The 22,684-nt window shown below is 55.7% G+C and carries 22 protein-coding genes; 6 read left to right on the top strand and 16 right to left on the bottom strand.

Annotation, left to right across the window (positions count from 1 at the left end):
* Entirely contained in the window at positions 1-1,524 is a 1,524-nt protein-coding gene (lnt, locus tag QKW35_RS01305; RefSeq protein ID WP_282350276.1) for an apolipoprotein N-acyltransferase, read from the top strand.
* 156 nt (positions 1,525-1,680) lie between these two features.
* Here lnt and QKW35_RS01310 read toward each other — a convergent pair whose 3' ends face one another.
* Complete coding sequence (locus QKW35_RS01310) at positions 1,681-2,232, bottom strand: zinc ribbon-containing protein (protein WP_282350277.1); 552 nt, start codon at positions 2,230-2,232, stop codon at positions 1,681-1,683.
* A gap of 144 nt (positions 2,233-2,376) precedes the next feature.
* On the opposite strand from QKW35_RS01310, the gene leuS reads away from it, so the two are divergent.
* From leuS to QKW35_RS01330, 4 genes are read left to right on the top strand one after another with little or no spacing between them, the layout of a single operon-like run.
* A complete protein-coding gene (gene leuS, locus QKW35_RS01315) occupies positions 2,377-4,971 on the top strand; it encodes a leucine--tRNA ligase (protein ID WP_282350278.1) in 2,595 nt (864 codons plus the stop codon).
* A gap of 22 nt (positions 4,972-4,993) precedes the next feature.
* Positions 4,994-5,500: an LPS-assembly lipoprotein LptE gene (locus QKW35_RS01320; RefSeq protein WP_282350279.1), complete on the top strand. Its 507-nt coding sequence runs from the start codon at positions 4,994-4,996 to the stop codon at positions 5,498-5,500.
* Positions 5,497-6,516 (top strand): DNA polymerase III subunit delta, encoded by a 1,020-nt coding sequence (holA, locus tag QKW35_RS01325; protein ID WP_282350280.1) that lies wholly within the window; start codon positions 5,497-5,499, stop codon positions 6,514-6,516. Before QKW35_RS01320 ends, holA begins: the two co-directional genes overlap by 4 nt.
* 60 nt (positions 6,517-6,576) lie before the next feature.
* The gene (locus QKW35_RS01330) at positions 6,577-6,909 is read left to right on the top strand and encodes a c-type cytochrome (RefSeq protein WP_282350281.1); all 333 of its coding nucleotides are present in this window, start codon (positions 6,577-6,579) and stop codon (positions 6,907-6,909) included.
* A 379-nt stretch (positions 6,910-7,288) separates the two neighbouring features.
* On the opposite strand, the gene QKW35_RS01335 is transcribed toward QKW35_RS01330, so the two are convergent.
* The 14 genes from QKW35_RS01335 to QKW35_RS01400 all read right to left on the bottom strand — a co-directional run bounded on the left by QKW35_RS01335 (position 7,289) and on the right by QKW35_RS01400 (position 19,652).
* Entirely contained in the window at positions 7,289-7,726 is a 438-nt protein-coding gene (locus QKW35_RS01335; protein ID WP_282350282.1) for an OsmC family protein, read from the bottom strand.
* A gap of 129 nt (positions 7,727-7,855) precedes the next feature.
* Positions 7,856-8,845: a lipoyl synthase gene (gene lipA / locus QKW35_RS01340; protein WP_282350283.1), complete on the bottom strand. Its 990-nt coding sequence runs from the start codon at positions 8,843-8,845 to the stop codon at positions 7,856-7,858.
* Positions 8,846-8,854: 9 nt separating this feature from the next.
* Positions 8,855-9,505: a lipoyl(octanoyl) transferase LipB gene (gene lipB / locus QKW35_RS01345; protein ID WP_282350284.1), complete on the bottom strand. Its 651-nt coding sequence runs from the start codon at positions 9,503-9,505 to the stop codon at positions 8,855-8,857.
* Positions 9,506-9,778 carry a YbeD family protein gene (locus QKW35_RS01350; RefSeq protein ID WP_282350285.1) on the bottom strand — a complete coding sequence of 91 codons (273 nt, stop codon included), beginning with the start codon at positions 9,776-9,778 and terminating at the stop codon, positions 9,506-9,508.
* 12 nt (positions 9,779-9,790) lie between these two features.
* Positions 9,791-10,648: an aminotransferase class IV gene (locus tag QKW35_RS01355; RefSeq protein WP_282350286.1), complete on the bottom strand. Its 858-nt coding sequence runs from the start codon at positions 10,646-10,648 to the stop codon at positions 9,791-9,793.
* Between the two features lie 64 nt (positions 10,649-10,712).
* Positions 10,713-11,813, bottom strand: coding sequence for a D-alanyl-D-alanine carboxypeptidase family protein (locus QKW35_RS01360; RefSeq protein ID WP_282350287.1), 1,101 nt, complete (start codon positions 11,811-11,813; stop codon positions 10,713-10,715).
* A gap of 124 nt (positions 11,814-11,937) precedes the next feature.
* Positions 11,938-12,804 carry a septal ring lytic transglycosylase RlpA family protein gene (locus QKW35_RS01365; protein ID WP_282350288.1) on the bottom strand — a complete coding sequence of 289 codons (867 nt, stop codon included), beginning with the start codon at positions 12,802-12,804 and terminating at the stop codon, positions 11,938-11,940.
* Entirely contained in the window at positions 12,801-13,832 is a 1,032-nt protein-coding gene (mltB, locus tag QKW35_RS01370) for a lytic murein transglycosylase B (protein ID WP_282350289.1), read from the bottom strand. Before mltB ends, QKW35_RS01365 begins: the two co-directional genes overlap by 4 nt.
* Positions 13,833-13,851: 19 nt before the next feature.
* Positions 13,852-14,994 (bottom strand): rod shape-determining protein RodA, encoded by a 1,143-nt coding sequence (rodA, locus tag QKW35_RS01375; protein WP_282350290.1) that lies wholly within the window; start codon positions 14,992-14,994, stop codon positions 13,852-13,854.
* On the bottom strand, positions 14,981-16,897 hold the full coding sequence (mrdA, locus tag QKW35_RS01380) for a penicillin-binding protein 2 (protein ID WP_282350292.1): 1,917 nt from the start codon (positions 16,895-16,897) through the stop codon (positions 14,981-14,983). Before mrdA ends, rodA begins: the two co-directional genes overlap by 14 nt.
* Positions 16,898-16,905: 8 nt before the next feature.
* Complete coding sequence (gene rlmH, locus QKW35_RS01385) at positions 16,906-17,373, bottom strand: 23S rRNA (pseudouridine(1915)-N(3))-methyltransferase RlmH (RefSeq protein ID WP_282350293.1); 468 nt, start codon at positions 17,371-17,373, stop codon at positions 16,906-16,908.
* Positions 17,374-17,378: 5 nt separating this feature from the next.
* The gene (rsfS, locus tag QKW35_RS01390; protein ID WP_282350294.1) at positions 17,379-17,723 is read right to left on the bottom strand and encodes a ribosome silencing factor; all 345 of its coding nucleotides are present in this window, start codon (positions 17,721-17,723) and stop codon (positions 17,379-17,381) included.
* A 9-nt stretch (positions 17,724-17,732) separates the two neighbouring features.
* Entirely contained in the window at positions 17,733-18,383 is a 651-nt protein-coding gene (nadD, locus tag QKW35_RS01395; RefSeq protein ID WP_282350295.1) for a nicotinate-nucleotide adenylyltransferase, read from the bottom strand.
* 12 nt (positions 18,384-18,395) lie between these two features.
* On the bottom strand, positions 18,396-19,652 hold the full coding sequence (locus tag QKW35_RS01400; protein WP_282350296.1) for a glutamate-5-semialdehyde dehydrogenase: 1,257 nt from the start codon (positions 19,650-19,652) through the stop codon (positions 18,396-18,398).
* Positions 19,653-19,923: 271 nt separating this feature from the next.
* On the opposite strand from QKW35_RS01400, the gene QKW35_RS01405 reads away from it, so the two are divergent.
* Positions 19,924-21,369 (top strand): hypothetical protein, encoded by a 1,446-nt coding sequence (locus tag QKW35_RS01405; RefSeq protein ID WP_282350297.1) that lies wholly within the window; start codon positions 19,924-19,926, stop codon positions 21,367-21,369.
* 15 nt (positions 21,370-21,384) lie between these two features.
* On the opposite strand, the gene QKW35_RS01410 is transcribed toward QKW35_RS01405, so the two are convergent.
* Positions 21,385-22,614 carry a diguanylate cyclase domain-containing protein gene (locus tag QKW35_RS01410; RefSeq protein WP_282350298.1) on the bottom strand — a complete coding sequence of 410 codons (1,230 nt, stop codon included), beginning with the start codon at positions 22,612-22,614 and terminating at the stop codon, positions 21,385-21,387.
* Positions 22,615-22,684 lie beyond the last annotated feature (70 nt).

Consider the following 22,684-nt stretch of genomic DNA (forward strand, 5'->3'; position numbering starts at 1 on the left):
ATGTTGACTGTGCGCCTGTTGTTGGCCCTGCTCGCCGGTGCATCAGCAACAGCTGCACTCGCGCCATTCAATCTTATCTGGCTTGCGCCCGTCGCGCCGCTGCTGCTCTACCTGATCCTGCAAAACGTCTCAACACACCAATCCCTGTTACTGGGCTGGATTTTTGGTGTGGGCTTTTTTGGGGCCGGCGCCTCCTGGGTGTTTGTCAGCATCTCGGAGCACAGCGCGACCCCACTACCAATCGCCATCCTGCTCACCGCACTGTTTGTGATGGGTCTCGCCCTACTCTACCTGTTGCAGGCCTGGGTCTGGAAACGTTGGTTCAGCGGCAGTTGGGGAGCACTCTCATTTATCGGCCTGTGGATACTGGGAGAATGGCTGCGCAGCTGGCTGTTTACCGGCTTTCCCTGGCTCTACCTGGGTTACGCCACACTGGATACGCCGTTGGCGGTATTGGCGCCGCTTGGCGGCGTCTGGCTCAACTCTCTGGTTGTTGCCGCCAGCGGTATTTTACTGGTGGAGCTGGTGCGTGATAGCCGCTGGAGCGCCCGTGGTAGTTACCTGATCCTGCTGACTTTACCCTGGGCGGGATTGCCATTTCTCAACCAACAGTGGACCGAAACCCGTGGCGAACCACTGACAGTCACTCTGATCCAGGCGGATATCGATCAGGAAGCAAAGTGGGATCCACGTCACCGTGAAACCATACTCGCCCAGTACGAAGCCCTCACCCTGCCGCACAGCGGTGATGATCTGGTTATCTGGCCAGAGACGGCGATCCCGACTTTTTTCAGCCACGCGGCGCCGCAGCTGGAACGCCTGCTGCAGCAACTGGATAACGATGGCACCACACTAATCAGTGGCCTGCCCACCTCCACACAGGATCCGGACAGTCGGCGTCGTCTCTACCACAACAGCCTGGCGGTACTGAGCAACGGATCCGGCATATACCACAAACAACGCCTGGTACCGTTTGGCGAGTATGTTCCGCTGGAGGACTACCTCCGTGGCACACTGGAATTCTTTAACCTGCCAATGTCGAGTTTCAGTCTACCCCAGCAGGCGCAACCACTGCTGGCAGTGAACGGTCACAAGCTCTCAGCGGCTATCTGTTATGAGATCGCCTATCCGGAACTGGTCCGCCTTGGCGGCCAGCAAGCCGATATCATCCTAACCGTGTCAAACGACACCTGGTTTGGCCGCTCGATCGCACCGGCGCAACATATGCAGATTGCCCGCATGCGCGCCCTGGAGAACCAGCGCTGGATTATCCGCGGCACCAACAACGGTATTTCCGGTTTTATTGATCCAGCAGGCAAGGTGGTTGAACAGGCGCCGCGTTATACACAGGCGACCCTGAGCGGCAGCGTGCAGGCCCGCCACGGCCTGACACCTTATCAGCAATACGGTAGCTGGCCCGTACTCGGACTGGCGCTGCTGTTCAGCGTAATGGGATTAGGAAACCGCAAACACGACACGATTAACGATAACGCCCCGGGACTTCGTCTAAGTCCTCGTCGCTGATCACTTCAGAAGAAACTAACTGAACCGACAGCGTCTGTGTCGGTTTATCGGTTCCGGCATAGAGCCCCGCGCTGCAGCAGTGGAGTTCAACACCAGTGCTGAGCACACACTTGTTTTTATTGTCTGATCGCATCAACATATTCCGGGCGACAGGGCCTAAGCTTCGTCCTGCTGCCACGGCTGAGAGATACGCCGGAAAAAACGACCGTGACATGATTCACACTCGCCAATCTGCGCAGTCTGAGTAAGCACCTGAGTGGCTTCGCAATTGAGGCACTGCAGCGTACCCGCAGTCGCTAGCTCACCGGCAATATACTCATCATCACCGTGCTCCAGGCGTTCACGCAGTTCTTCCTGCTGGATCCGGGTTTTGTCTGCCAGCCCCATCAGCATTTTTTTCATGCGGTCTTCGAGGATGTTGAGGTCGAAATGCAACCAGGCAGCGATCCCCTCGCCGGTTTCGTGGGCGTAGAAGCCGAGCTGCTTCATATCCCGCTTGATATAGGCCTTCATCAGCTCCATCTCGTCGCGGGTCATCTCCTCCGCAGTCAGCTCCACTTCAACCGCTTCCTCGATTTTCTCCTGCAGATAATCCCAGGAAGTCGCTTCCGCATCGGACAGGTTTTTATGCAACCGGGCCATCACACGGTTATAGGCATTGATTCCCTGAGCCGAATCTTCACGGCGATCACTATCTTTATCGGTCATATGATGCACTCCCATCGGTGAAACTCTGTTGGCTCTACTTCATATATTGTATGCTATGCACCATAACTCAAACTTTCCATATGAACATTTAACCGGCATCAATCGGATGCCGGTTTTCAGTTACCGGGTTCAGAAAAGATCACGATGAACGAACAGTATCAGCCACAGGACATTGAGAATAAGGCCCAGCAACACTGGGAAGACAATGACAGCTTCAAATGTACCGAGGAGCCGGGCAAGGATAAGTTCTACTGCCTGTCCATGTTCCCGTACCCAAGCGGCCGTCTACACATGGGCCACGTTCGTAACTACACCATCGGTGACGTGATCTCCCGCTACCAGCGTATGCAGGGTAAAAACGTACTGCAGCCAATGGGCTGGGACGCGTTTGGCCTGCCCGCAGAAAACGCGGCGCTGAAAAACAACGTTGCGCCAGCGAAGTGGACCTACGAAAACATCGATTACATGCGCAACCAGCTCAAGCAGATGGGCTTTGGTTACGACTGGAACCGTGAACTGGCTACCTGCCACCCGCAGTACTACCGCTGGGAGCAGTGGTTCTTCACCAAGCTGATGGACGCGGGTCTGGTTTACAAGAAAGAAGCCGAGGTTAACTGGGACCCGGTTGACCAGACCGTACTGGCCAACGAGCAGGTAATTGACGGTCGCGGCTGGCGCTCCGGCGCACTGGTTGAGCGCAAGAAGATCCCACAGTGGTTCCTGAAAATCACCGACTACGCCGATCAGCTGCTGGAAGACCTGGACAAGCTGGAGCAGTGGCCGGAACAGGTCCGCACCATGCAGAAAAACTGGATCGGCCGCTCCGAAGGTGTCGAACTGGTCTTCGACGTGGACGGTTACGGCGAGCTGGAAGTCTTCACCACCCGCCCGGATACCCTGATGGGTGTTACCTACGTGGCGGTTGCAGCGCAGCACCCACTGGCACAGCAGGCAGCGGCGAACAACCCGGAACTGACCGCATTCATAGAAGAGTGCAAGCACACCAAGGTGGCGGAAGCTGACCTGGCGACCATGGAGAAGAAAGGCATGGCGCTGGGTGTGGAAGCGATCCACCCGCTGACCGGCGAAAAAGTGCCGGTCTGGACTGCCAACTTCGTCCTGATGGATTACGGCTCTGGTGCCGTAATGTCCGTGCCAGGCCACGACCAGCGCGACTACGAATTTGCCAAGAAGTACGGCCTGACCATCAAGCAGGTGATCAAGCCAGCAGACGCAGCAGAAAGCATTGACCTGGACGAAGAGGCGTACACCGACAAGGGTGTGCTGGTGAACTCCGGCGACTTCGACGACCTGGAATTCGACATGGCGTTCAAGGCGATCGCCGCAGAGCTGGAAGCCAAAGGCAAGGGCAAGGTTACCGTCAACTACCGTCTGCGCGACTGGGGTGTATCCCGTCAGCGCTACTGGGGCACACCGATCCCAGTGATCAACTGCCCAAGCTGTGGTTCCGTGCCGGTGCCTGAAGACCAGCTGCCGGTTGCCCTACCGGAAGATGTGACTTTTGACGGCGTCGGCTCTCCGATTAAGAAGATGGATAGCTTCATTAACTGCAGCTGCCCGAAATGTGGCGGCGATGCGGAGCGTGAAACCGACACCTTCGACACCTTTATGGAGTCCTCCTGGTACTACGCACGTTACGCCAGCCGTATGAGCGAAAACCAGATGCTGGAGCCGGAGAAAGCCAACTACTGGCTGCCGGTGGATCAGTACATCGGTGGTATCGAGCACGCGATCCTGCACCTGCTCTACTCCCGTTTCTTCCACAAACTGATGCGTGACCAGGGCCTGGTGGATTCTGACGAGCCGTTCCAGCGCCTGCTGTGCCAAGGCATGGTTCTGGCAGACACCTACTACCGTGAGACTGAAAACGGCGGTCAGGAGTGGTTCTCACCGACTGACGTACAGGTGGAGACCGACGACAAAGGCCGCATCATCAATGCGACTCTACAATCCGACGGTCAACCGGTTTTGTCTGCGGGCGTCTCCAAGATGTCCAAGTCCAAGAACAACGGCATCGACCCACAGGTAATGATCGACAAGTACGGTGCCGACACCGTGCGTCTGTTCATGATGTTCGCAGCGCCACCAGAGCAGTCTCTGGAATGGTCCGACTCCGGCGTGGAAGGTGCACACCGCTTCCTGAAGCGTCTGTGGAAGCAGGTATTCGACCACAACCAGAATGGTGGCTCTTCCGTAGCCCTGGATACAGCGGCACTGACCGATGATCAGCAGGCGCTGCGTCGTAAGGTTCACGAAACCATCCAGAAGGTATCCGACGATATCGAACGTCGCCAGACCTTTAACACCGCCATCGCCGCGGTGATGGAACTGTCCAACGCGATCGGCAAGTTTGTTGATGTGAGTGAGCAGGGCCGGGCTGTGACTCAGGAAGCCCTGTGCACCGCTGTTCAGTTACTGGCACCCATCGTGCCTCACATCACCCACGAGCTGTGGGCTACCCTGGGCCAGGATGGCGACATCCTGACTGCACAGTGGCCACAGGTTGATGAAAGCGCGCTGGTACGTTCCTCCATCGAGATGGTGGTGCAGGTGAACGGCAAGGTTCGTGCAAAAATCAACGTGACCGCAGACGCTGACAAAGATGTGATCCTGCACACCGCCCTGGCGGAAGAGAACGTACAGAAGCACATGGCCGACAAGAGTATCCGCAAGCAGATTGTGGTGCCGGGCAAACTGGTCAACATCGTCGTCGGATAAGAAGTGGATAAAGGAGCATCCCATGGCCCTGCAACTGAATGTAAAACCGCTGCTGGCGATTACGCTGGCATTTACCCTGTCGCTGCTGTCTGCCTGCGGGTTTCATTTGCGCGGTGCCGTGGATGTATCCGCCGACAAACTGCTGTTGAGCCTGCAGGATGAGCGCGCGGGTGAACGACTTAGCCGTTCCCTGAAGCGCAGCCTGCAGGACAACGGTGTCCAGCTGACTGCCGATGCGCCGTATAACCTGAAGATCGACAAATCCCGCTTCTCGCGTGAGTCGGTCTCTCTGGACAGTAGCGCCCGCGTGGACGAATACTCCCTGACCCTGACCGTGAATTACACCCTGCACTCCCTGAAGTCAGATCTGACGAAAACCGAGTCGGCTATCATCGAGCGAGTGTATACCTACGATGCAGACGATGCTGCCGCTAAGGATGAGCAGGAAACCCTGCTGCGTAACGAGATGTACGACGCTATGGCAACCCGTATCATCCGCAGCTACATGGCATTTGACAGCAAGAAATGAAGCTAAAACAGGAGCAGCTCGCCAGCCGATTGAAAGGCGAGGTTTCCCCCGTCTACCTGATCACCGGTGACGAGCCTTTGCTCTCTGAAGAGAGCTGCGACATGCTCCGCTGCTATTTCCGCCAGCAGGGCTTCACCGAACGGGAAGTTCTGCATGTGGAAACCGGTTTTAAATGGGAATACCTGCTAGAGTGCGCCAACGCCCTCTCCCTTTTTGCCGACAAGAAGATCATCGAACTGCGCCTGGGCAACAGCAAGCTGAACAAGCAGTCGAGTGAGATTCTGCGCCAGTACCTGGCGTCCCCCTCCCCGGACAACGTCCTGCTTTTGATAGCGGACAAGATGGACGGCGCAAGCAAGAAGTCCGCCTGGTTCAAAGCCATTGACCAAAGCGGCATAATCGTTGAACTCTGGCCGATTGAACCCAATCAGCTTCCCACCTGGATCCGCCAACGTGCCGCCCAGATTGAACTGCAGCTGGAGGACGATGCCGTCAGCCTGCTAGTCGACCGTATCGAAGGCAACCTGCTGGCTGCTAAACAGGAGCTGCAGAAACTACTCCTGCTCTACCCGGATAAACCGGTCAGCGCCGATGACGTGATCGAAGCCGTGACCGACAGCTCCCGCTACGATATCTACGGACTGACGGAAGCCGCCCTGCTGGGCCAGGCCGATCGTTGTCACAAGATCCTGCAGGTTCTGCACCAAGACGGTACGGAAGCAGCCATCGTACTTTGGGCACTGGTACGCGAAGTCCGTGCGCTCTATAACATTCAGTTGGGCCAGTCTGGCGGTATGAGCTTTGACGCCGTATGCCAGCGAGAGAAGATTTGGGGTAAACGCAAACCCCAGCTTGGCCGCGCTTCCCAGCGCCTGCGTCGCTCGGTTTTGGAAAAGCTGCTGCAAGAATGTGGTGCGGTTGACCGGATTGTGAAAGGCGCACAGACGGGTGACCCCTGGGTGAATCTCGCCAGCATCTGTTTGACCCTTGCGGGTGTCACTCTGCCCATTTCTTAACTATCATGTAATTCTAATGCGTCTTAACGCGACACACGGATTGCAAAGGAAAGGCTTCCCATGCGCACAATAGCATTGCTAGTGGCCTGCCTGAGTCTGGCCATCACCGGCTGTGAACAGAAATTTGATCCTGCACGCCTGAAAAAAGGCGATGAACTCTACGAGTATTATTGTATCGGCTGTCATACAAACCGTGGCCTGGGCCCCTATCTGGAAAACCTACCCATTACCGAAAATAGCCTCAAAGATTACCAGATCATGCTGATGATCAAATATGGCTACTACGACTCGCACTCGATGCCCACCTTTGACAACCTCAGTGCGGAACAGGCAGAGGCTGTCTCTTCTTACACGGTACAGAAGCGCCAAGAACAACGTAATGCCCAAGAATAAGCACGCGGGCAATTATTGAGCAGTCAGCCACAGCCCCGTATTCTGCTGCTCCCGGCACGTTACCCTAAGCTTTTCCACAATTTTGCCCCCAGATTTCCTGTATAACCGTTGTCATGAAAATGTTGATAACCGTGCGGATACTCACAATATTTTTTTATAAATCTATTGACAATTCACATCCCACAAAAAGTTAGTCACACAGCACAGAAATAGTACGCCGAGCCCAACCCCTTATAAACCGGGGCTTACAGACAGATACACCAAGCCTATACCCGGTTTACCCCCAGAGTTATCAACAGATTCTGTGAATAACCCAAAAGTAAGACAACAGGCATAAAAAAACCGACGTTATGCCGGTTTTTTATACAGCCAGTTCCACTTATACCAACAGGTGATCCACGTGCGTTTCCAACTTGATGTTGTCGTGCAGCGGGCAGCGATCACACACTGCATCCAGAAAAGCTTTCTTCTCTTCTTCAGACAGGTCTGCATCGATGCTCGCGCCGACAGAGATGGTCTGAAAGCCTACACGGTCATCCGTATCCTTACCCAACAGGCCAGCCGGGTTCAATGTGGCATCGACCTTCAGTTCCATCCCACGAAACTCGATCTTCTGTTGCATTGCGGCGATACGGGCGATGCTGGCAATACAACCGGCCAGGGAGAACAGGAAGTATTCCAGCGGGGTTGGCCCCTCGTTGCTCCCCCCCGCATTAACCGGCTGATCGATCACAACCTTGTGATCACGGATATCAGCATACACAGCAGCGCTGCCAGCCATATTTGCAGTTACGGAAAGGGTCTTCAGTGCGGACATGTTAAACACCTCTAATTAAGTTTTTGCTAATGTAATTAGAAGCCCTGCTCTCTGCAACTGCAGGTACCTAAATCTGAACCAAAAAAAGGGAGCCTCAGGCTCCCTATGGTTATTCATCTGGGTTTAGGTTTATTTCACCTCTTCCCCTTTTGCCTGGAGGTCTGCGTGGTAGGAGGAGCGCACCAGCGGGCCACAGGCTGCATGCTTGAAGCCCATCTCTTTCGCCAAGCGGCTGAACTCATCAAACTCTTCCGGGGTTACGAAACGCTCTACCTTGAGGTGATCACGGCTTGGCTGCAGGTACTGTCCGATGGTCAGCATATCCACGTCGTGAGCACGTAGGTCACGCATGACTTCGATGATCTGCTCGTTGGTCTCACCGATCCCCACCATCAGACCGGACTTGGTACGTACATTCGGATTACGCGCTTTATACTTTTTCAGCAGCTGCAGGGACCATTCGTAATCGGAACCCGGGCGTACCTTCTTGTACAGCTCCGGCACGGTTTCCATGTTGTGGTTAAACACGTCCGGTGGCGTCTCGGTCAGGATATCGATGGCGATATCCATACGCCCACGGAAATCCGGTACCAGAGTTTCGATCTGGATGTTGTCAACGCGGGCACGTGTTTCGCTGATGCAGTTGGCAAAGTGCTGAGCACCGCCGTCACGCAGGTCATCACGGTCTACCGAGGTCACCACCACGTAGCGCAGCCCCATATCGGCAATCGCTTCGGCCAGCTCACGCGGCTCGTTCTCCGCCAGCGGGTTTGGGCGACCGTGTGCCACGTCACAGAACGGACAGCGGCGGGTACAGATATCGCCCATGATCATGAAGGTGGCGGTACCGTGGCTGAAACATTCGCCCAGGTTCGGGCAGCTGGCTTCTTCACACACTGATGCCAGTTTGTGATTGCGCAGTTTGTCCTTGATTCGCTTGACCTCAGCATTCGATCCCATGCGCACGCGCAGCCAATCTGGCTTACGTGGCATCTCATCTTTGGCGGTAGGAATGACCTTCACCGGGATGCGGGCCACCTTGTCTGCACCGCGCAGCTTTACACCTTGCTCGGCACGTTTCGGGGTCTCGTTCGCTGGGTTTTGAGAGTCGGTAGACATGTTGCTTGCTTATTCCAGAACGTCAGAATGGGAGACCTGAGTATACCCGATTTTGCCTACCAATTGGTCGATCAGCTTTTGCATAAGGTCATCCATTTTTGGCATGTCGGTCAGTTGTGCGAGCTGTGTCATCGGCATTCCCGCGTAGCCACAAGGGTTAATACGCAGGAACGGCCCCAGATCCATATCCAGGTTCAGCGCCAGGCCGTGGAAGGAACAACCGCGGCGCACGCGCAGGCCCAGGGATGCGATTTTGGCATCCCCCACATACACACCCGGTGCATCCGGTTTGGCATAAGCGTCCACACCATACTCGGCCAGCAGATCCACCAGACTGCGCTCCATGATATCCACCATCTCACGCACACCCAGCTTGCGGCGGCGCAGGTTGATCATCAGATAGACAATCAACTGGCCTGGTCCGTGGTAGGTCACCTGGCCTCCGCGATCGACCTGTACCACCGGAATGTCACCGGTAGCCAGCAGATGTTCAGCCTTACCTGCCTGCCCCTGGGTAAAGACCGGCTCATGCTGCAGCAACCAGATCTCATCGCGGGTTTCATCGTCACGCTGGTCGGTAAATGCCTGCATCTTCTCCCAGGTGGGATTGTAGGGTTCGATGCCCAGGGTACGAATCAGTACCTGATCGTTAACGCTCATTCAGATCACCATGGTGACACGACCGGTTGCCATCAGCGCCTGATGCAACGCACGCAGCTGGTCTTCACCAGTGGCGGTAATGCGAAAACGCACCGACTGGAAAGTACCTTTCTTGCTGTCCTGAATGGTGACACTTTCCAGGTCCAGGTCCGGCGCATGCAGTTGCACCACTTCGATTACAAAACCTTTGAAGTCATCGCCACCACGTCCGATCACTTTAATCGGGTAGTCCTCACAGGGAAATTCAATTTTTGGAGCTTCTGTATCACTCATCTTTCAGTCGCTTTATTGTTTACCGGTCATCAGCTGCTGCTGATAACAGATAAAGAGTTCAAACATCACACGCCAGAGCGGGCCTTTATCCCCATCACCCACCGGCTCACCATCGATCTCGATCACCGGCACCACACCGCGGGTGGAACTGGAGATCCAAACTTCATCTGCGGCCTTGAGCATCTCATAGTCGATATCCACCTCCTGCCAGGGAATCGTATGCTCGTCGGCCAGCTGCATGATCAGCTCACGGGTGGTGCCACCCAGAATCTCTGATCCGCGTTTTGGGGTGTAGATCACACCGTTCTGAATCACAAAGACATTGCAGGACGCGCCTTCGGTCAGCTTGCCCTCGCGCATCATCAGCGCTTCATCGGCGTTCTGGGCTTTTGCCTGGTGAACCACCATGATATTAGGTAGGAGGCAGTTGGATTTCACATCACAGCGGTGCCAGCGCAGGTCTGCCGTAACAATCACCTTCATCGGCTCAACGCCGTCCGCGCCTGCGGTGTAGATATCCTTGATCGGTGTACAGCAGGCAAACACTGTCGGCTGCATTGAGTCGTCATAGCTGTGGGTGCGTCTCTCTGCCGCGCCGCGGGTCACCTGCAGGTAAACAGAGAGATTGCCACCGCCATTACGACGAACCAGCTCATCCAGGATCGGCTCCCATTGCAGATGGGGTTTGATCTGTAACGCCCGTAGGCTGTATTCGAGGCGGGTGAGGTGTTCATGGAGGCGAAAACCGACCCCCTGATAAAACGGGATCACCTCATAGACACTGTCTCCGAACAGAAAACCACGGTCAAAAACCGATACGCGGGCTTCTGTCGCTGGCAGGTATTCGCCGTTCAGATAAACAATACTCATAACCTAAAAACGCAAATGCCCACACCTTTGCAGATGCGGGCATCTCTGCACGGTTGGGTCAGGGTTAGCCGATCAAGCCAATAAAGAACAGCATGATCGCGTGCCAGATTCGCTTCAGCAGCCCCGCCGGCTGAATATCTTCCAACGCCACCAGTGGCACTTCCTCTACCAGCTCACCGTTCAGCAGGATGTTTACTTTACCGTACACATCGCCTTTGGTAATCGGTGCCTTGATCACCTGATCGATATCCATCACCGCCTCCAGCTGATCGACCTGTCCACGCGGAATGGTCACCGCCAGTGGATCAGCCAGACCTACGCGCAGCTGGTCACGTGCGCCAGACCATACGGTCGCGTTGCTCAGTGTCTCATTGGCATTATAGAGCTGATGCGTGCGGTAGTAACGGAAACCGTAGGAAAGCAACTTCTGACTCTCCTGAGCACGAGCCTCCTCGCTGTTTGTCCCCATCACCACGGAGATCAGACGCATACCATCGCGCTTGGCGGATGCCACCAAGCAGAATCCTGCTGCATCGGTGTGACCGGTCTTCAGACCATCAACGGTCTTGTCGCGCCACAGCAGTTTGTTGCGGTTTGGCTGGCGAATCTTGTTGTAGGTGAAGTACTTCTCGGAATAGATGCCGTAGTGCTCCGGGTAGTCCATGATGATCGCACGCGCCAGCAACGCCATATCCATCGCCGAGGACACATGCCCCTCTTTTGGCAAACCGGTCGCGTTCATGAAGTTGGAGTTTTTCATGCCCAGCAGGTCAGCGTGTTGGTTCATCAGGTCGGCAAAGGCGGTTTCGCTGCCTGCAATATGCTCGGCAACGGCAACGGATGCGTCATTACCTGACTGGATAATGATCCCCTTCATCAGGTCTTCCAGTTTCACCTGGGTGCCCTCGCGAACAAACATGCGGGAACCGCCGGTACGCCATGCTTTCTCACTGATCAAGACCAGGTCCTGCTTGGTGATATTACCCTTGCCCAGCTCGTAATCCAGCACGTAGCTGGTCATCAGTTTAGTCAGGCTGGCCGGTGGGAATGCGGTATCCGCATTCTTTTGCGCAATAACCTTACCGGTATCCGCATCCATCACCACATAGGCGCGGGCAGCGATCTGAGGTGCTGCTGGAATCAGGGAGGAAGCCTGGACGCTCATCGCGCACAAGCTGAAAATCATCAAAAAAACGAAACGAATATTGGCTTTAAACATTGTTATCCAAATATCAAAAGCTGAACTGGCATTTAAACACTACAGATGATGCACAACTGTACTGAACCCCTTAGTCTAAGTCCACCAGATGGGTGTCCGGATATCCGGACTGTTCCAGCTGACTCAGCAGATCGCGCACCTGGGTTTCGGAGCTGACCGGCCCTACGTGCACCCGGTACAATACCTGCCCGTTGCGATCCAGATTGCGTATGACAACCGGTTGTCCGGTTAGTGCCCTTACAGTTGCAGTAACACGCTCAGCGGCAATCAGGTTGCTGTAGGCACCCACCTGCAGATACTGCCCAACCGGCGTGGTACGCTGCACATTGTCCCGCACCGGCACCCGCACATTCGGTGCGGTCCTTACTGGTGCGACCGGTTTCGCGGAGGCAATCAGTGCGGAGGAATTCTGCCAATTATGTGGATCAATCGCCTCCACCTCTACCTGTGCGGTTCCACTGCGCAACATATCGAGCTTGGACGCAGCCGCGTAGGAGAGATCGATGATACGTCCGGTGTGAAACGGGCCGCGGTCATTCACCCGTACAATCACCTGTCGGCCATTCTTCAGGTTGGTTACCCGCACATAAGTGGGGATCGGCAGGGATTTGTGCGCCGCCGTCATCGCGTACATGTTATAGACCTCACCGTTCGAGGTGGTGTGACCGTGGAACTTCTTGCCGTACCAGGAGGCACCGCCACGTTCACGGTAGCCCTTGGCACTGTTCAATACGTGGTAACGCTTACCAAACACCACGTAGGGGCTTTTGTTCCCGCCACGACTGCGCGGCTCCACCTTGGGCACTGCGTCTTTCACATGAGAGACATCAACAGGCTTGGCTGGCCCGCGGTCATGTTTCATAGAGTAACGCCCGCCCCCTCCCGTGGAACACCCCACCAGCAGGAACAGTGTCGTCAGCAGTGCAAGCAGCCTCATGACTTGCTCTTACCGTATTCAGCTTTTACCGCCTGGCTCAACTCATGTACCGCCATAGCGTAAAGCCGACTGTGGTTATAGCGGGTGATCACGTAGAAATTATGCAATCCGAGCACATTCTGGAACTCACCGTCTTTTTCCAGGCGCATCAGCGTGGCAAGTTGGTCGGAGGCCAGCGGAGTACCGGCCTGTACTCCACGGGCAGACCAGTCGGCCAGAGTCAGCTGCGGTTTCAAGCCGCCGTTAAACCAGCTGTCTTCGGCTTTTTCAGTCACCTGCACATCACTGATCACAGTCCCACCCTGCTGCCAGCCATGGCGCGCAAAGTAGTTAGCAACGCTGCCGATCGCGTCGGTTTTGTTGGTCCAGATATTCCGCTGGCCATCACCGTCAAAATCCACGGCAAAATTGCGGAAGCTGGACGGAATAAACTGACCAAATCCCATCGCACCGGCGTAGGACCCCTTCAGGCTGAGCGGATCGATCTGCTCTTCCTGCACCATGTGGAAGTATTCTTTCAGCTGGCCGCGGAAGAATTTGGCACGTTTAGGATAATCAAATCCCAGTGTACTGAGCGCATCCACAACGCGGTAGTTACCCATGATCCGGCCGTAATGGGTTTCTACCCCAATAATCGCCACAATATATTCTGCAGGCACGCCGTACTCTTGTTCTGCACGCGCCAAGGCTTCGGCATTTTCCTGCCAGAAGGTCACGCCACGGGCGATGCGTTTTGGCTGGATGAAGATATTGCGGTATTCACCCCAAGTGAGGCGTTTTTCCGCCGGACGGGAGATCGCTTCCAGAATAGATTCCTGGCGGGTGGCTTTTGCCAACACAGCGCGCACATCGGCTTCAGCAAAGCCTTCGGATACCATCTCTTTGATAAATGCCTGGCCATCCGGGTGCTGCGCATAATTGCTCGCTTTGGCCTCGGAGATCGCGCAACCGGCCTGCAACAGCGTTGCACTGCCAAGCAGCACCGAAAAAAGATATTTCTTAACCTGTTGCTTCTTACCCTGTTTCATCCGACTTCCCCTTAACTAGCTAACGCAGCATCATCGTCTTGTGGCTATGCATCGACATCAACAAACCAAAACCCGCCATCAATGTCACGATGGAGGTTCCACCGTAGCTTACCAGTGGAAGCGGCACCCCCACCACCGGTAACAGACCACTTACCATACCAATATTCACAAAAACGTAGACGAAGAAGGTCAGCGTAATACTGCCTGCAACCAGTCGTCCAAAGCTATGCTGCACGGTCGCCGCCATCCACAAGCCACGGCCGATGATCGCTGCGTAGAGCACCAGCAATCCCACAACACCAATCATACCGAGCTCTTCTGCGATGACGGCAATAATGAAATCGGTGTGCGATTCCGGCAGGAAATCGAGCTGCGACTGCGTACCGTCCAGCCACCCTTTACCGGTGACACCACCGGAGCCAATCGCAGTTTTGGACTGAATAATGTTCCAGCCCGATCCCAGCGGATCACTCTCCGGATCGAGAAAGGTCAACACACGCTGCTTCTGGTAGTCCTTCATCACCATCCACAACCCCGGCAGGGCCGCAGCCGCAAGGCCGAGTGCAGCAAAGATATAGCGCCACAAGATACCGCTGAACAACAGCACAAAGATACCGGACGCGGCAATCAACAACGAGGTTCCCAGATCGGGCTGTTTCATGATCAGGACTGTAGGTATACCGATCAGAGTCAAGGCAACAAAAGTATGCTTCAGACTCGGCGGCAGCGGCCGCTTAGCCAGGTAGGTTGCGACCATAAGTGGCAACACCAACTTCATAATCTCTGATGGCTGGAAGCGGAAGCCTGGCAGCTGAATCCAGCGCTGCGCCCCTTTCGCTCCCACACCGAACAGGATGACCCCCACCAGCAACGCAACGGCCACCACATAGAGCCAAGGAGCCCAACGCCCAAAGAAACGGGGCTCCAATTGTGCCAGGATGATCATCACGCCAAAGCCCGCCCCCATGCGGATCGCCTGGCGCGCGACATAGCCCATATCCTGGCCGGAGGCGCTATAGAGGATAAACAGGCCAAACGCTCCCAGCGCCAACAGCAGCAACAGCATAATCGGATCGAGGTTGGTGTAACTCCAGAGCGAGCGTCGTCGTCGCAGGGAGTCACTGGCCTCAGGCATATGGCGGCGAAATTCAGTCGTGGTCATAACCCATCAGGCTCTCAAATTCAGTGCTTTCAACCTCTTTCTCACCCACCAGGTAGGCATCCATCACCTTACGTGCAATTGGCGCCGCGGTACTTGAACCACCCCCGCCATTTTCCACAATCACCGCTACGGCAATCTTGGGATCCTCAACCGGCGCAAACGCCACAAACAGGGCGTGGTCACGCAATCGCTCAGCGAGTTTCTCCGCGTCGTACTCTTCATCCTGCTTGATTCCCACAACCTGTGCCGTACCGGTCTTACCGGCGAAACGATACTTAACCCCCTTAGCTGAGCGACGGGCAGTACCTCGCGGGCCATGAACTACATCGACCATCCCCTGGATAATCAGATTCCAGTACTCCGGATGGTTCAGCTGAACATCTTCAGGTTTACCTTTGCCGTAGTCATATTCCATCTCACCCACGGCAAAACCTTTCTCTTCATCCGGCTGGTATGCCCCTTTCAACATGCGCGGCTGGACCCAACGCCCCCGATTGGCGATCACCGCTGTAGCGGTCGCCAGCTGCATCGGGGTTGCCAGCAGGAAGCCCTGACCGATACTCAGGTTGAGCGAGTCCCCCGGATACCAAGGTGCACGGCGGTTATTCCGCTTCCACTCACGTGACGGCAGGATGCCTCGGGTTGCTTCCGGCAGGTCGAGACTCTCGATGGAACCAAAGCCAAAACGGCCCAGGTAGTCGGACATCGGATCGACGCCCATCTTGTGTCCCGCCGAGTAAAACCAGACATCACAGGACTGCGCCAGTGCCAGGTTCAGGCCTACAACGCCATGCCCACCTCGCTTCCAGTCTCGATAACGGCGACCATTTTTGGTGAGGGTGTACCAACCAAAGTCACGCACCTTAAACGAGGGTGAGACTGACCCGGAATCAATGGCGGCCAGGGCTGTGATTGGCTTAACGGTAGAACCGGGAGGATAGCGGCCGCGCAGGGCGCGGTTAAACAGCGGCAGATCGTCGGACTCACGCAGGGCACCGTAATCCTTGTTGGAAATCCCGGTCACAAACATGTTCGGATCGTAACCCGGGGTCGATACCAGCGCCAATATGCCACCGTCCTTTGGATCGATCGCTACCACAGCGGCACGCCGTCCTTCCAACAGCTTTTCGGTGGTTTGCTGCAGCTTGAGGTCCAGGCTCAATATCAGATCTTCACCCGGTACAGGATCGGTGCGTTCCAGCACACGCATCACACGGCCACGGGCGTTGGTTTCGACCTTTTGGAATCCCACTTGCCCGTGCAAGGTCGATTCGTAGTATTTCTCAATGCCCAGCTTACCGATGTAATGCGTCGCCGAGTAGTTAGTCTCATCCACCCGCTCCAGCTCACGCTCATTGATCCGGCCCACATATCCCAGAGCATGTACCAGCGAAGAGCCGTACGGATAGTAGCGAATCAGATCCGCTTCAATACGCACCCCCGGCAAACGGTGATAGTTAACAGAGATACGGGCGATTTCGTCTTCGGTCAGCCGGAAGCGCAACGGCACCGACTCGAATGGGCGGCGACGCTGTTTCAATCGTTTGCGGAACCGTTCTACCTGCTTATCGGTAATCGGAATCAGCTCCTGCAGGCGCGCCAAGGTACCATCCAGATCCTTAACTTCCTCTTTGAGGAGAGTTACGCTGTAGCTGGGCTGGTTATCCGCCAGCAGGACTCCGTTACGGTCGTAGATCAAACCACGTGTAGGTGCCACCGGTTGCAGCTGAACGCGGTTTTTGTCCGACAGGGCACTGTAGCGATCATGCTCCATCACCTGCAGGAAATAGAAGCGGGTGACCAAGCCAAACAGTGCGATCAACACAATAATAAACGCGATCACCGCCCGGATCCGGAAGGTGCGCGTTTCCCTGTTGTGGTCTTTGAGTGGCGTGGAACTCATTCCAGCCCCTATTTGTGATACGGATGTCCCTGGATCACAGTCCAGGCACGGTAGAGCTGTTCAGCCAGCAGCACCCGCACCAGCGGGTGTGGCAAGGTCAGAGCCGAGAGAGACCATTTCTGATCAGCCAGGGCAACACAGCGACCGTCGAGGCCGTCTGGACCACCCACCAACAGGGAGACATTGCGCCCATCCATGCGCCAGTCTGCCAGCTGATCAGCCAGTTGCTCGGTGGACCAACTCTTGCCCCCCACTTCCAGCGCGATGACCCGATCCCCTTTAGGGATAGCCGCCAGCATCTGATCACCCTCGAGCTTCTTGGCCCGGGCAACATCGCTGTTCTTGCCGCGATGCCCCAACGGCAACTCGACCAGCTCAAGCTGCATCTCCTGCGGCAACCGCTTGGCATATTCGTTATAGCCGTCGGTTACCCAGCGCGGCATCTTGCCGCCGATGGCGATCAGGCGCACTCTCATCTCGTTTACTGAGCCTCACTCTCGGTCTCGTCAATACTCCAGAGGCGTTCAAGGTCGTAGAAGCTGCGTGCATCCGGCATCATCACATGGACGATCAGGTCACCCAGGTCGACCAGGATCCAGTCGCCCACCTGCTGACCTTCGACACCCATTGGCTGCACGCCCGCTTTTTTTACCTTCTCTGCCACATCCTGAGCAGTTGAGACCACATGACGGGAGGAAGTTCCGCTCGCGATGATCATATAGTCGGTAATAGAGGACTTACCGCGCACATCCAGCAGGGTAATGTCTTTGGCTTTCATGTCTTCCAGAATGCTGGAAACCAGTTCGATCAGTTTTTCTGTCTGCATCTTCTCAGTTCAATTGGTTGTATAACCGTAGAGGTTATTGTCTTGTATATACGCCCATACCGGATCGGGAATTAGGTAACGGGGCGAGTAGCCATCGGTGACCAACTGGCGCACCTGAGTGGCGGAAATGCCTAACGGCGTCATCTCATGGATCAGGACATGACCGGCGGGTTTGCTTAGCAACGTCGCTGTATCGTTTACCCGGTGAGCCCGGGTAAAGCCCTGCATGGTTTCATCGGGCTCAAAATGATAGCCCGGGCGCGCCACCACGATGATGTGGGCATAGTCCAGAAACTCGAGCCACTGATGCCAGCCAGGCAGGGTCAGATACGCGTCCATGCCCATCACCATGCAGATCGGCGTAGCTGCCCCCAACTCCTCACGCAAACCCTGCAGGGTCAGCAACGTGTAGGAGGGCTTATCGGAGGTCACTTCTCGAGCATCCGCCCGCAGGGATGGCTCATCCGCCACTGCCGCGTCCACCATGGCCAGACGCTGCTCCGACGTACAACCCGGCGCATCACGGTGCACTGGCTGTTTCGACGGAATCAGACTGACTTGGGGTACATCCAGCCACTGCTGGATCTCAAGCGCAGTACGCAGGTGGCCGTTATGAACAGGATCAAAGGTCCCGCCCATAAAAACAAACGCGTGGTTCAACAGAGACTCCACTTACTTGCGGATATGACCGTCGCCAAGGACCACGTATTTTTGAGACGTCAGGCCATCCAGTCCCACCGGACCACGGGCATGAATCTTGTCGGTGGAGATACCGATCTCGGCTCCCAGACCGTACTCGAAACCGTCCGCAAAACGGGTAGAGGCGTTCACCATCACCGAGCTGGAATCCACCTCCAGCAGGAATGCGCGCGACTTGGTGTAGTTCTCGGTGATGATCGCATCGGTGTGATGTGAACCGTACTTGTTGATGTGACGGATCGCTTCTGCCATATCCTCAACCAGCTTGATCGACAGGATCGGTGCCAGGTATTCGGTGGACCAGTCCTCATCAACCGCTTCGTTGATGTAAGGCAGCAGTTCACGGGTTGCATCACAGCCGCGCAGTTCAACACCAATCGCCTGGTAGCGCTCCGCCAGCTCCGGCAGCACCTCAGCCGCAATCGCCTTGTTCACCAGCAGGGTTTCCATGGTGTTACAGGTTCCGTAGCGGTGGGTTTTGGCGTTGATCGCCACATTAACCGCCTTGGCCTTATCCGCATCGCTATCGATATAGACGTGGCAGATACCGTCCAGGTGTTTAATCACTGTCACCTTGGCATCACGACTGATGCGTTCGATTAGCCCCTTGCCGCCACGCGGTACGATCACATCCACATATTCCGGCATGGTAATCAGCTGCCCCACCGCCGCACGGTCAGTGGTTTCAACCACCTGAACCGCATTCTCCGGCAAACCGGCCGATTTCAGGCCCACCTTGATGCACTCAGCCACGGCCTGGTTGGAGTTGATTGCTTCGGAACCACCACGCAGGATGGTTGCATTGCCAGACTTCAGACACAGACTCGCCGCTTCCACAGTCACATTCGGACGGGATTCGTAGATGATGCCGATGACGCCCAGCGGCACGCGCATCTTACCTACCTGGATACCGGTCGGGCGGTAGTTCAGGTCAGTGATGGCACCTACGGGATCGGGCAGACCTGCCACCTGGCGCAAACCTTCAATCATGGTGTCGATCCGTGCGGGGGTCAGTTCCAGACGATCCAGCATGGCATCGTCCAGACCGTTGGCACGGCCGTTTTCCAGATCTTTCAGGTTTGCTGCGTGCAGCGCTTCACGGCTGCCATCGATAGCATCAGCCATCGCCAGCAGCGCTGTATTCTTGGTGCCGGTAGAGGCTTTTGCAATAAAACGAGCTGCGTCGCGAGCCTGCTGGCCCAGCTCGATCATGTACTCTTCCACGTTCATGAAGTTATCTTCCCGATCAGTAATCGCCCTATTATAGCGCCGAGAGAGTTCCGGGTCATGGTCACACTGCGCCGAATTGAGTTAACCCTTCCCGAAATCTCCTGCTATGATTGAACGTTTGTCGCGTGCAGAGGCCTAATAGACCCGGCATCGCGGCCGAAACGAGGTAATAAGGAGATAAAACCTCGTTTGTGAAAAATTGAATGGGGCCGCGTCAGCGGATCCTTTTTCTATATTTTGACTTTCAGCATCTGATTCAAGCCATATTAACGTGAGCACGAACAACCGCCCCGCCATTTTCTCAGCCAGATCCCTGTCGCTGTTTGCTGCCGTAGTATTTCTCGGCTGCCTGCTGCTGGGTGGCGGGTACTTGTGGTTCGCCTCCAACCAGCAGGCCGAAGCGGAAACTCGCGGCCTGGGGCACTCACTGGCAAAACAGACTACCTTCCTGATTCGCCCTCTGATACTGGCCGACGACCGCATCAGCACCAACTATTTGCTGCAAGAGCTGGCTGAGCTGGAACATGTGACCGGTCTGCAGCTTACCGACGCCCAGGACCAGGTCATTGCCCGTGCCGGTGAAAACGAAGGGATCAGTATCCAGCGCCAGATGGTGCAACAGGAGCGCCGCATCGGTACCCTGACGCTCTGGCTTGCACCAAAACCGCTGCAACAGGTGATGCAACGTCAGCTCTTGCTTGCCCTGTTGATTGCACTGATCAGCGCCAGCCTGACAGCCATTGTCCTCTGGTATCGCTGCCGGGCAGCCGATGATGCCATGTCGCTCGCACAGGGCGAGGTAAGTGAGGACACCCCTGTCGACGAGCCAGAAGAAGAGCGACAAGCAACAGAAAACCGTGATCTGGTTGAGCTGCTTCGCCCTGAACCAGCACAACCCACACCGCAGTTAGCACCTACCCATTCGACAGAAGCAGAGGAAGCGCCAGCAGATGCCGATGAGTACGCAGAAACTGACACGGAGGTGGATACCACCGCGATTGAGCTGGAAGAACAACCGCTCACTCAGAAGGCCCAGCAACCGGTAGCCAAAGAGAATCCGCTGCGTCGCCGCGGCCGTGACGAAGAGCAGCTGACGCTGTACTCTTTCGAGCACGAGATGGAGCTGATGCTGACAGCGGAAGATGCGGCCTACCTGCTCTATATCGACGCGACCAGCGCCCATGCCGAGTACGCCGACGCGTCAGAGCGTGATGAACTGCTCGCAATCTATACCCAGCTGGCAGCCCAGGTCGCACACATCTACAGCGGTCAGCTAGAGATTCTGAAAAATGGCGACCTGCAGATCAACTTCACTGTGCCCGTCGAGAAAGACGCCCACGGCATCAACGCACTCTGCGCCGGCCTGTTGTTCGTGCTGCTGTACAAAGGTTTCAATAAACAGCGCATTGGACAGTTCCAACCGGTTATGAATCTGCACATTGCGCTGGTACGTGGCCATAAGGGCAAGCCTGCGATCCTGCAGGAGGAATCCCGCTTCCTGACCCGCACCACGCAGAGTAATGAGCTGATCAGCCACACCGCTCTGACCGAAGCACCGGATATCAAGCGAGCACTGTTGAAAGATGCGGACATCCGCCGCGAGGATGAGGATAAAGTACTTATCCACAAGGTGGAAAAACGCTACCAAACCCTGTTTGAGAAACAGTGCAACCACCTGCTGACCAAACTGAAGCAGCAGGCTGAAAGCACCCACTAAAACGGTGACCGGCTCCTAACCGATCATCGCGCCATTTTTGCCACTCTTCTTCACCACATACATCCGTGTATCGGCTTCACGCAACAAGCTATCAACGTCGTCACCATGATCCGGGCCGATTGCGCCACCGACGGAACAACTTACCCGCAAGTCTTCAACAATGTGATCAAAAGGGTCATTCAGCACATCCAGGATACGGGACGCCAGCTGCTCTTTCGCCTTGAGCGCATCGCGCCCGAAGATCAGGATGGCAAACTCGTCACCGCCGATACGCGCCACCAGGTCCTCTTCCCGCAGGATACTGTCCAGACGGCAGGCGATCTCCGCCAGAACCTTGTCGCCGACTGGGTGACCGTGCTCATCATTGATACGCTTAAAGTCATCCACATCCACGTAGAGCACCGCCAGCTTTTCCTCACTCTCACGGGCGGAGTCCAGTGCCGCCGTGGCGGCCTCGTGAAATGCCTGACGGTTGGGGATCTGGGTTAAGGAGCAGCGGTACGCCAGATCACGATATTGCTCGCTGCGCTTATGCGCCTGCTGGGCTTCCTGTTCCCTTGCCAGCAACTGCTGCTGCATTTCGCGCCGGGCCAGAATGTTTTCAACCAAGCGTTCCAGCAGGCCCATATGGCCGTGCGCCCAAAAGCCGATGATTGGTACTGCCAGCAAGCCCACCAGCAACACATTGATCAGAAAATTAAAATCCGCCTGTATTCGCTCAGCTGCGCCCTCGTTATATGCATCGTAGGCCTGCTGCAATACCGCCAGTGCGGCAATGGCAGTGCTGTCGCTGATCTCTACGCGCTTACTCAACAACGCCGGTTGAACGCCCTCCACAACTCCCAGCTCGGCACTGCGTACAGACGCCATATAGGCCTCAAAGGTTTTTCGGATGGTACGCAGCGCAACCTGCTCTTTCATGGCCAGCTCTAGTCGGCTGTAGGAATTGAGGGCATTGCGGGTTTCATCGATATCCAGCGCAAGGCGGTCGAGATAGGCTTGGTCCTGGCGCAAGACGTAGTTTTTGTAGTGGTGGATAAAACCACCGTACCCAACGGCACGATGAATACGCGCCAACGCATCTCCACGGGCGCTGGTTTCATAGCTGTAGTCGACCCAGCTTTGCCTGAGCTTCACCAGGTTATAGAGCAGCGATCCACCCAGTGTAAGCATGGCTGTCGCCAACAATGTCGCCAGCAGCGCCGTCCGCTTTTTGTATCGCTGATTGAGTAAATGCCCTTCCATTGGCGCTCTTTCAAATCCCTTTTCGTCATTTGGATTAGGATATTCGAACTGCAAAGCCATTCGGTTTGCT

Origin of the sequence: Pontibacterium granulatum, assembly GCF_029961155.1 — a bacterium.
In the GTDB taxonomy this organism is placed as follows: domain Bacteria; phylum Pseudomonadota; class Gammaproteobacteria; order Pseudomonadales; family Balneatricaceae; genus Pontibacterium; species Pontibacterium granulatum.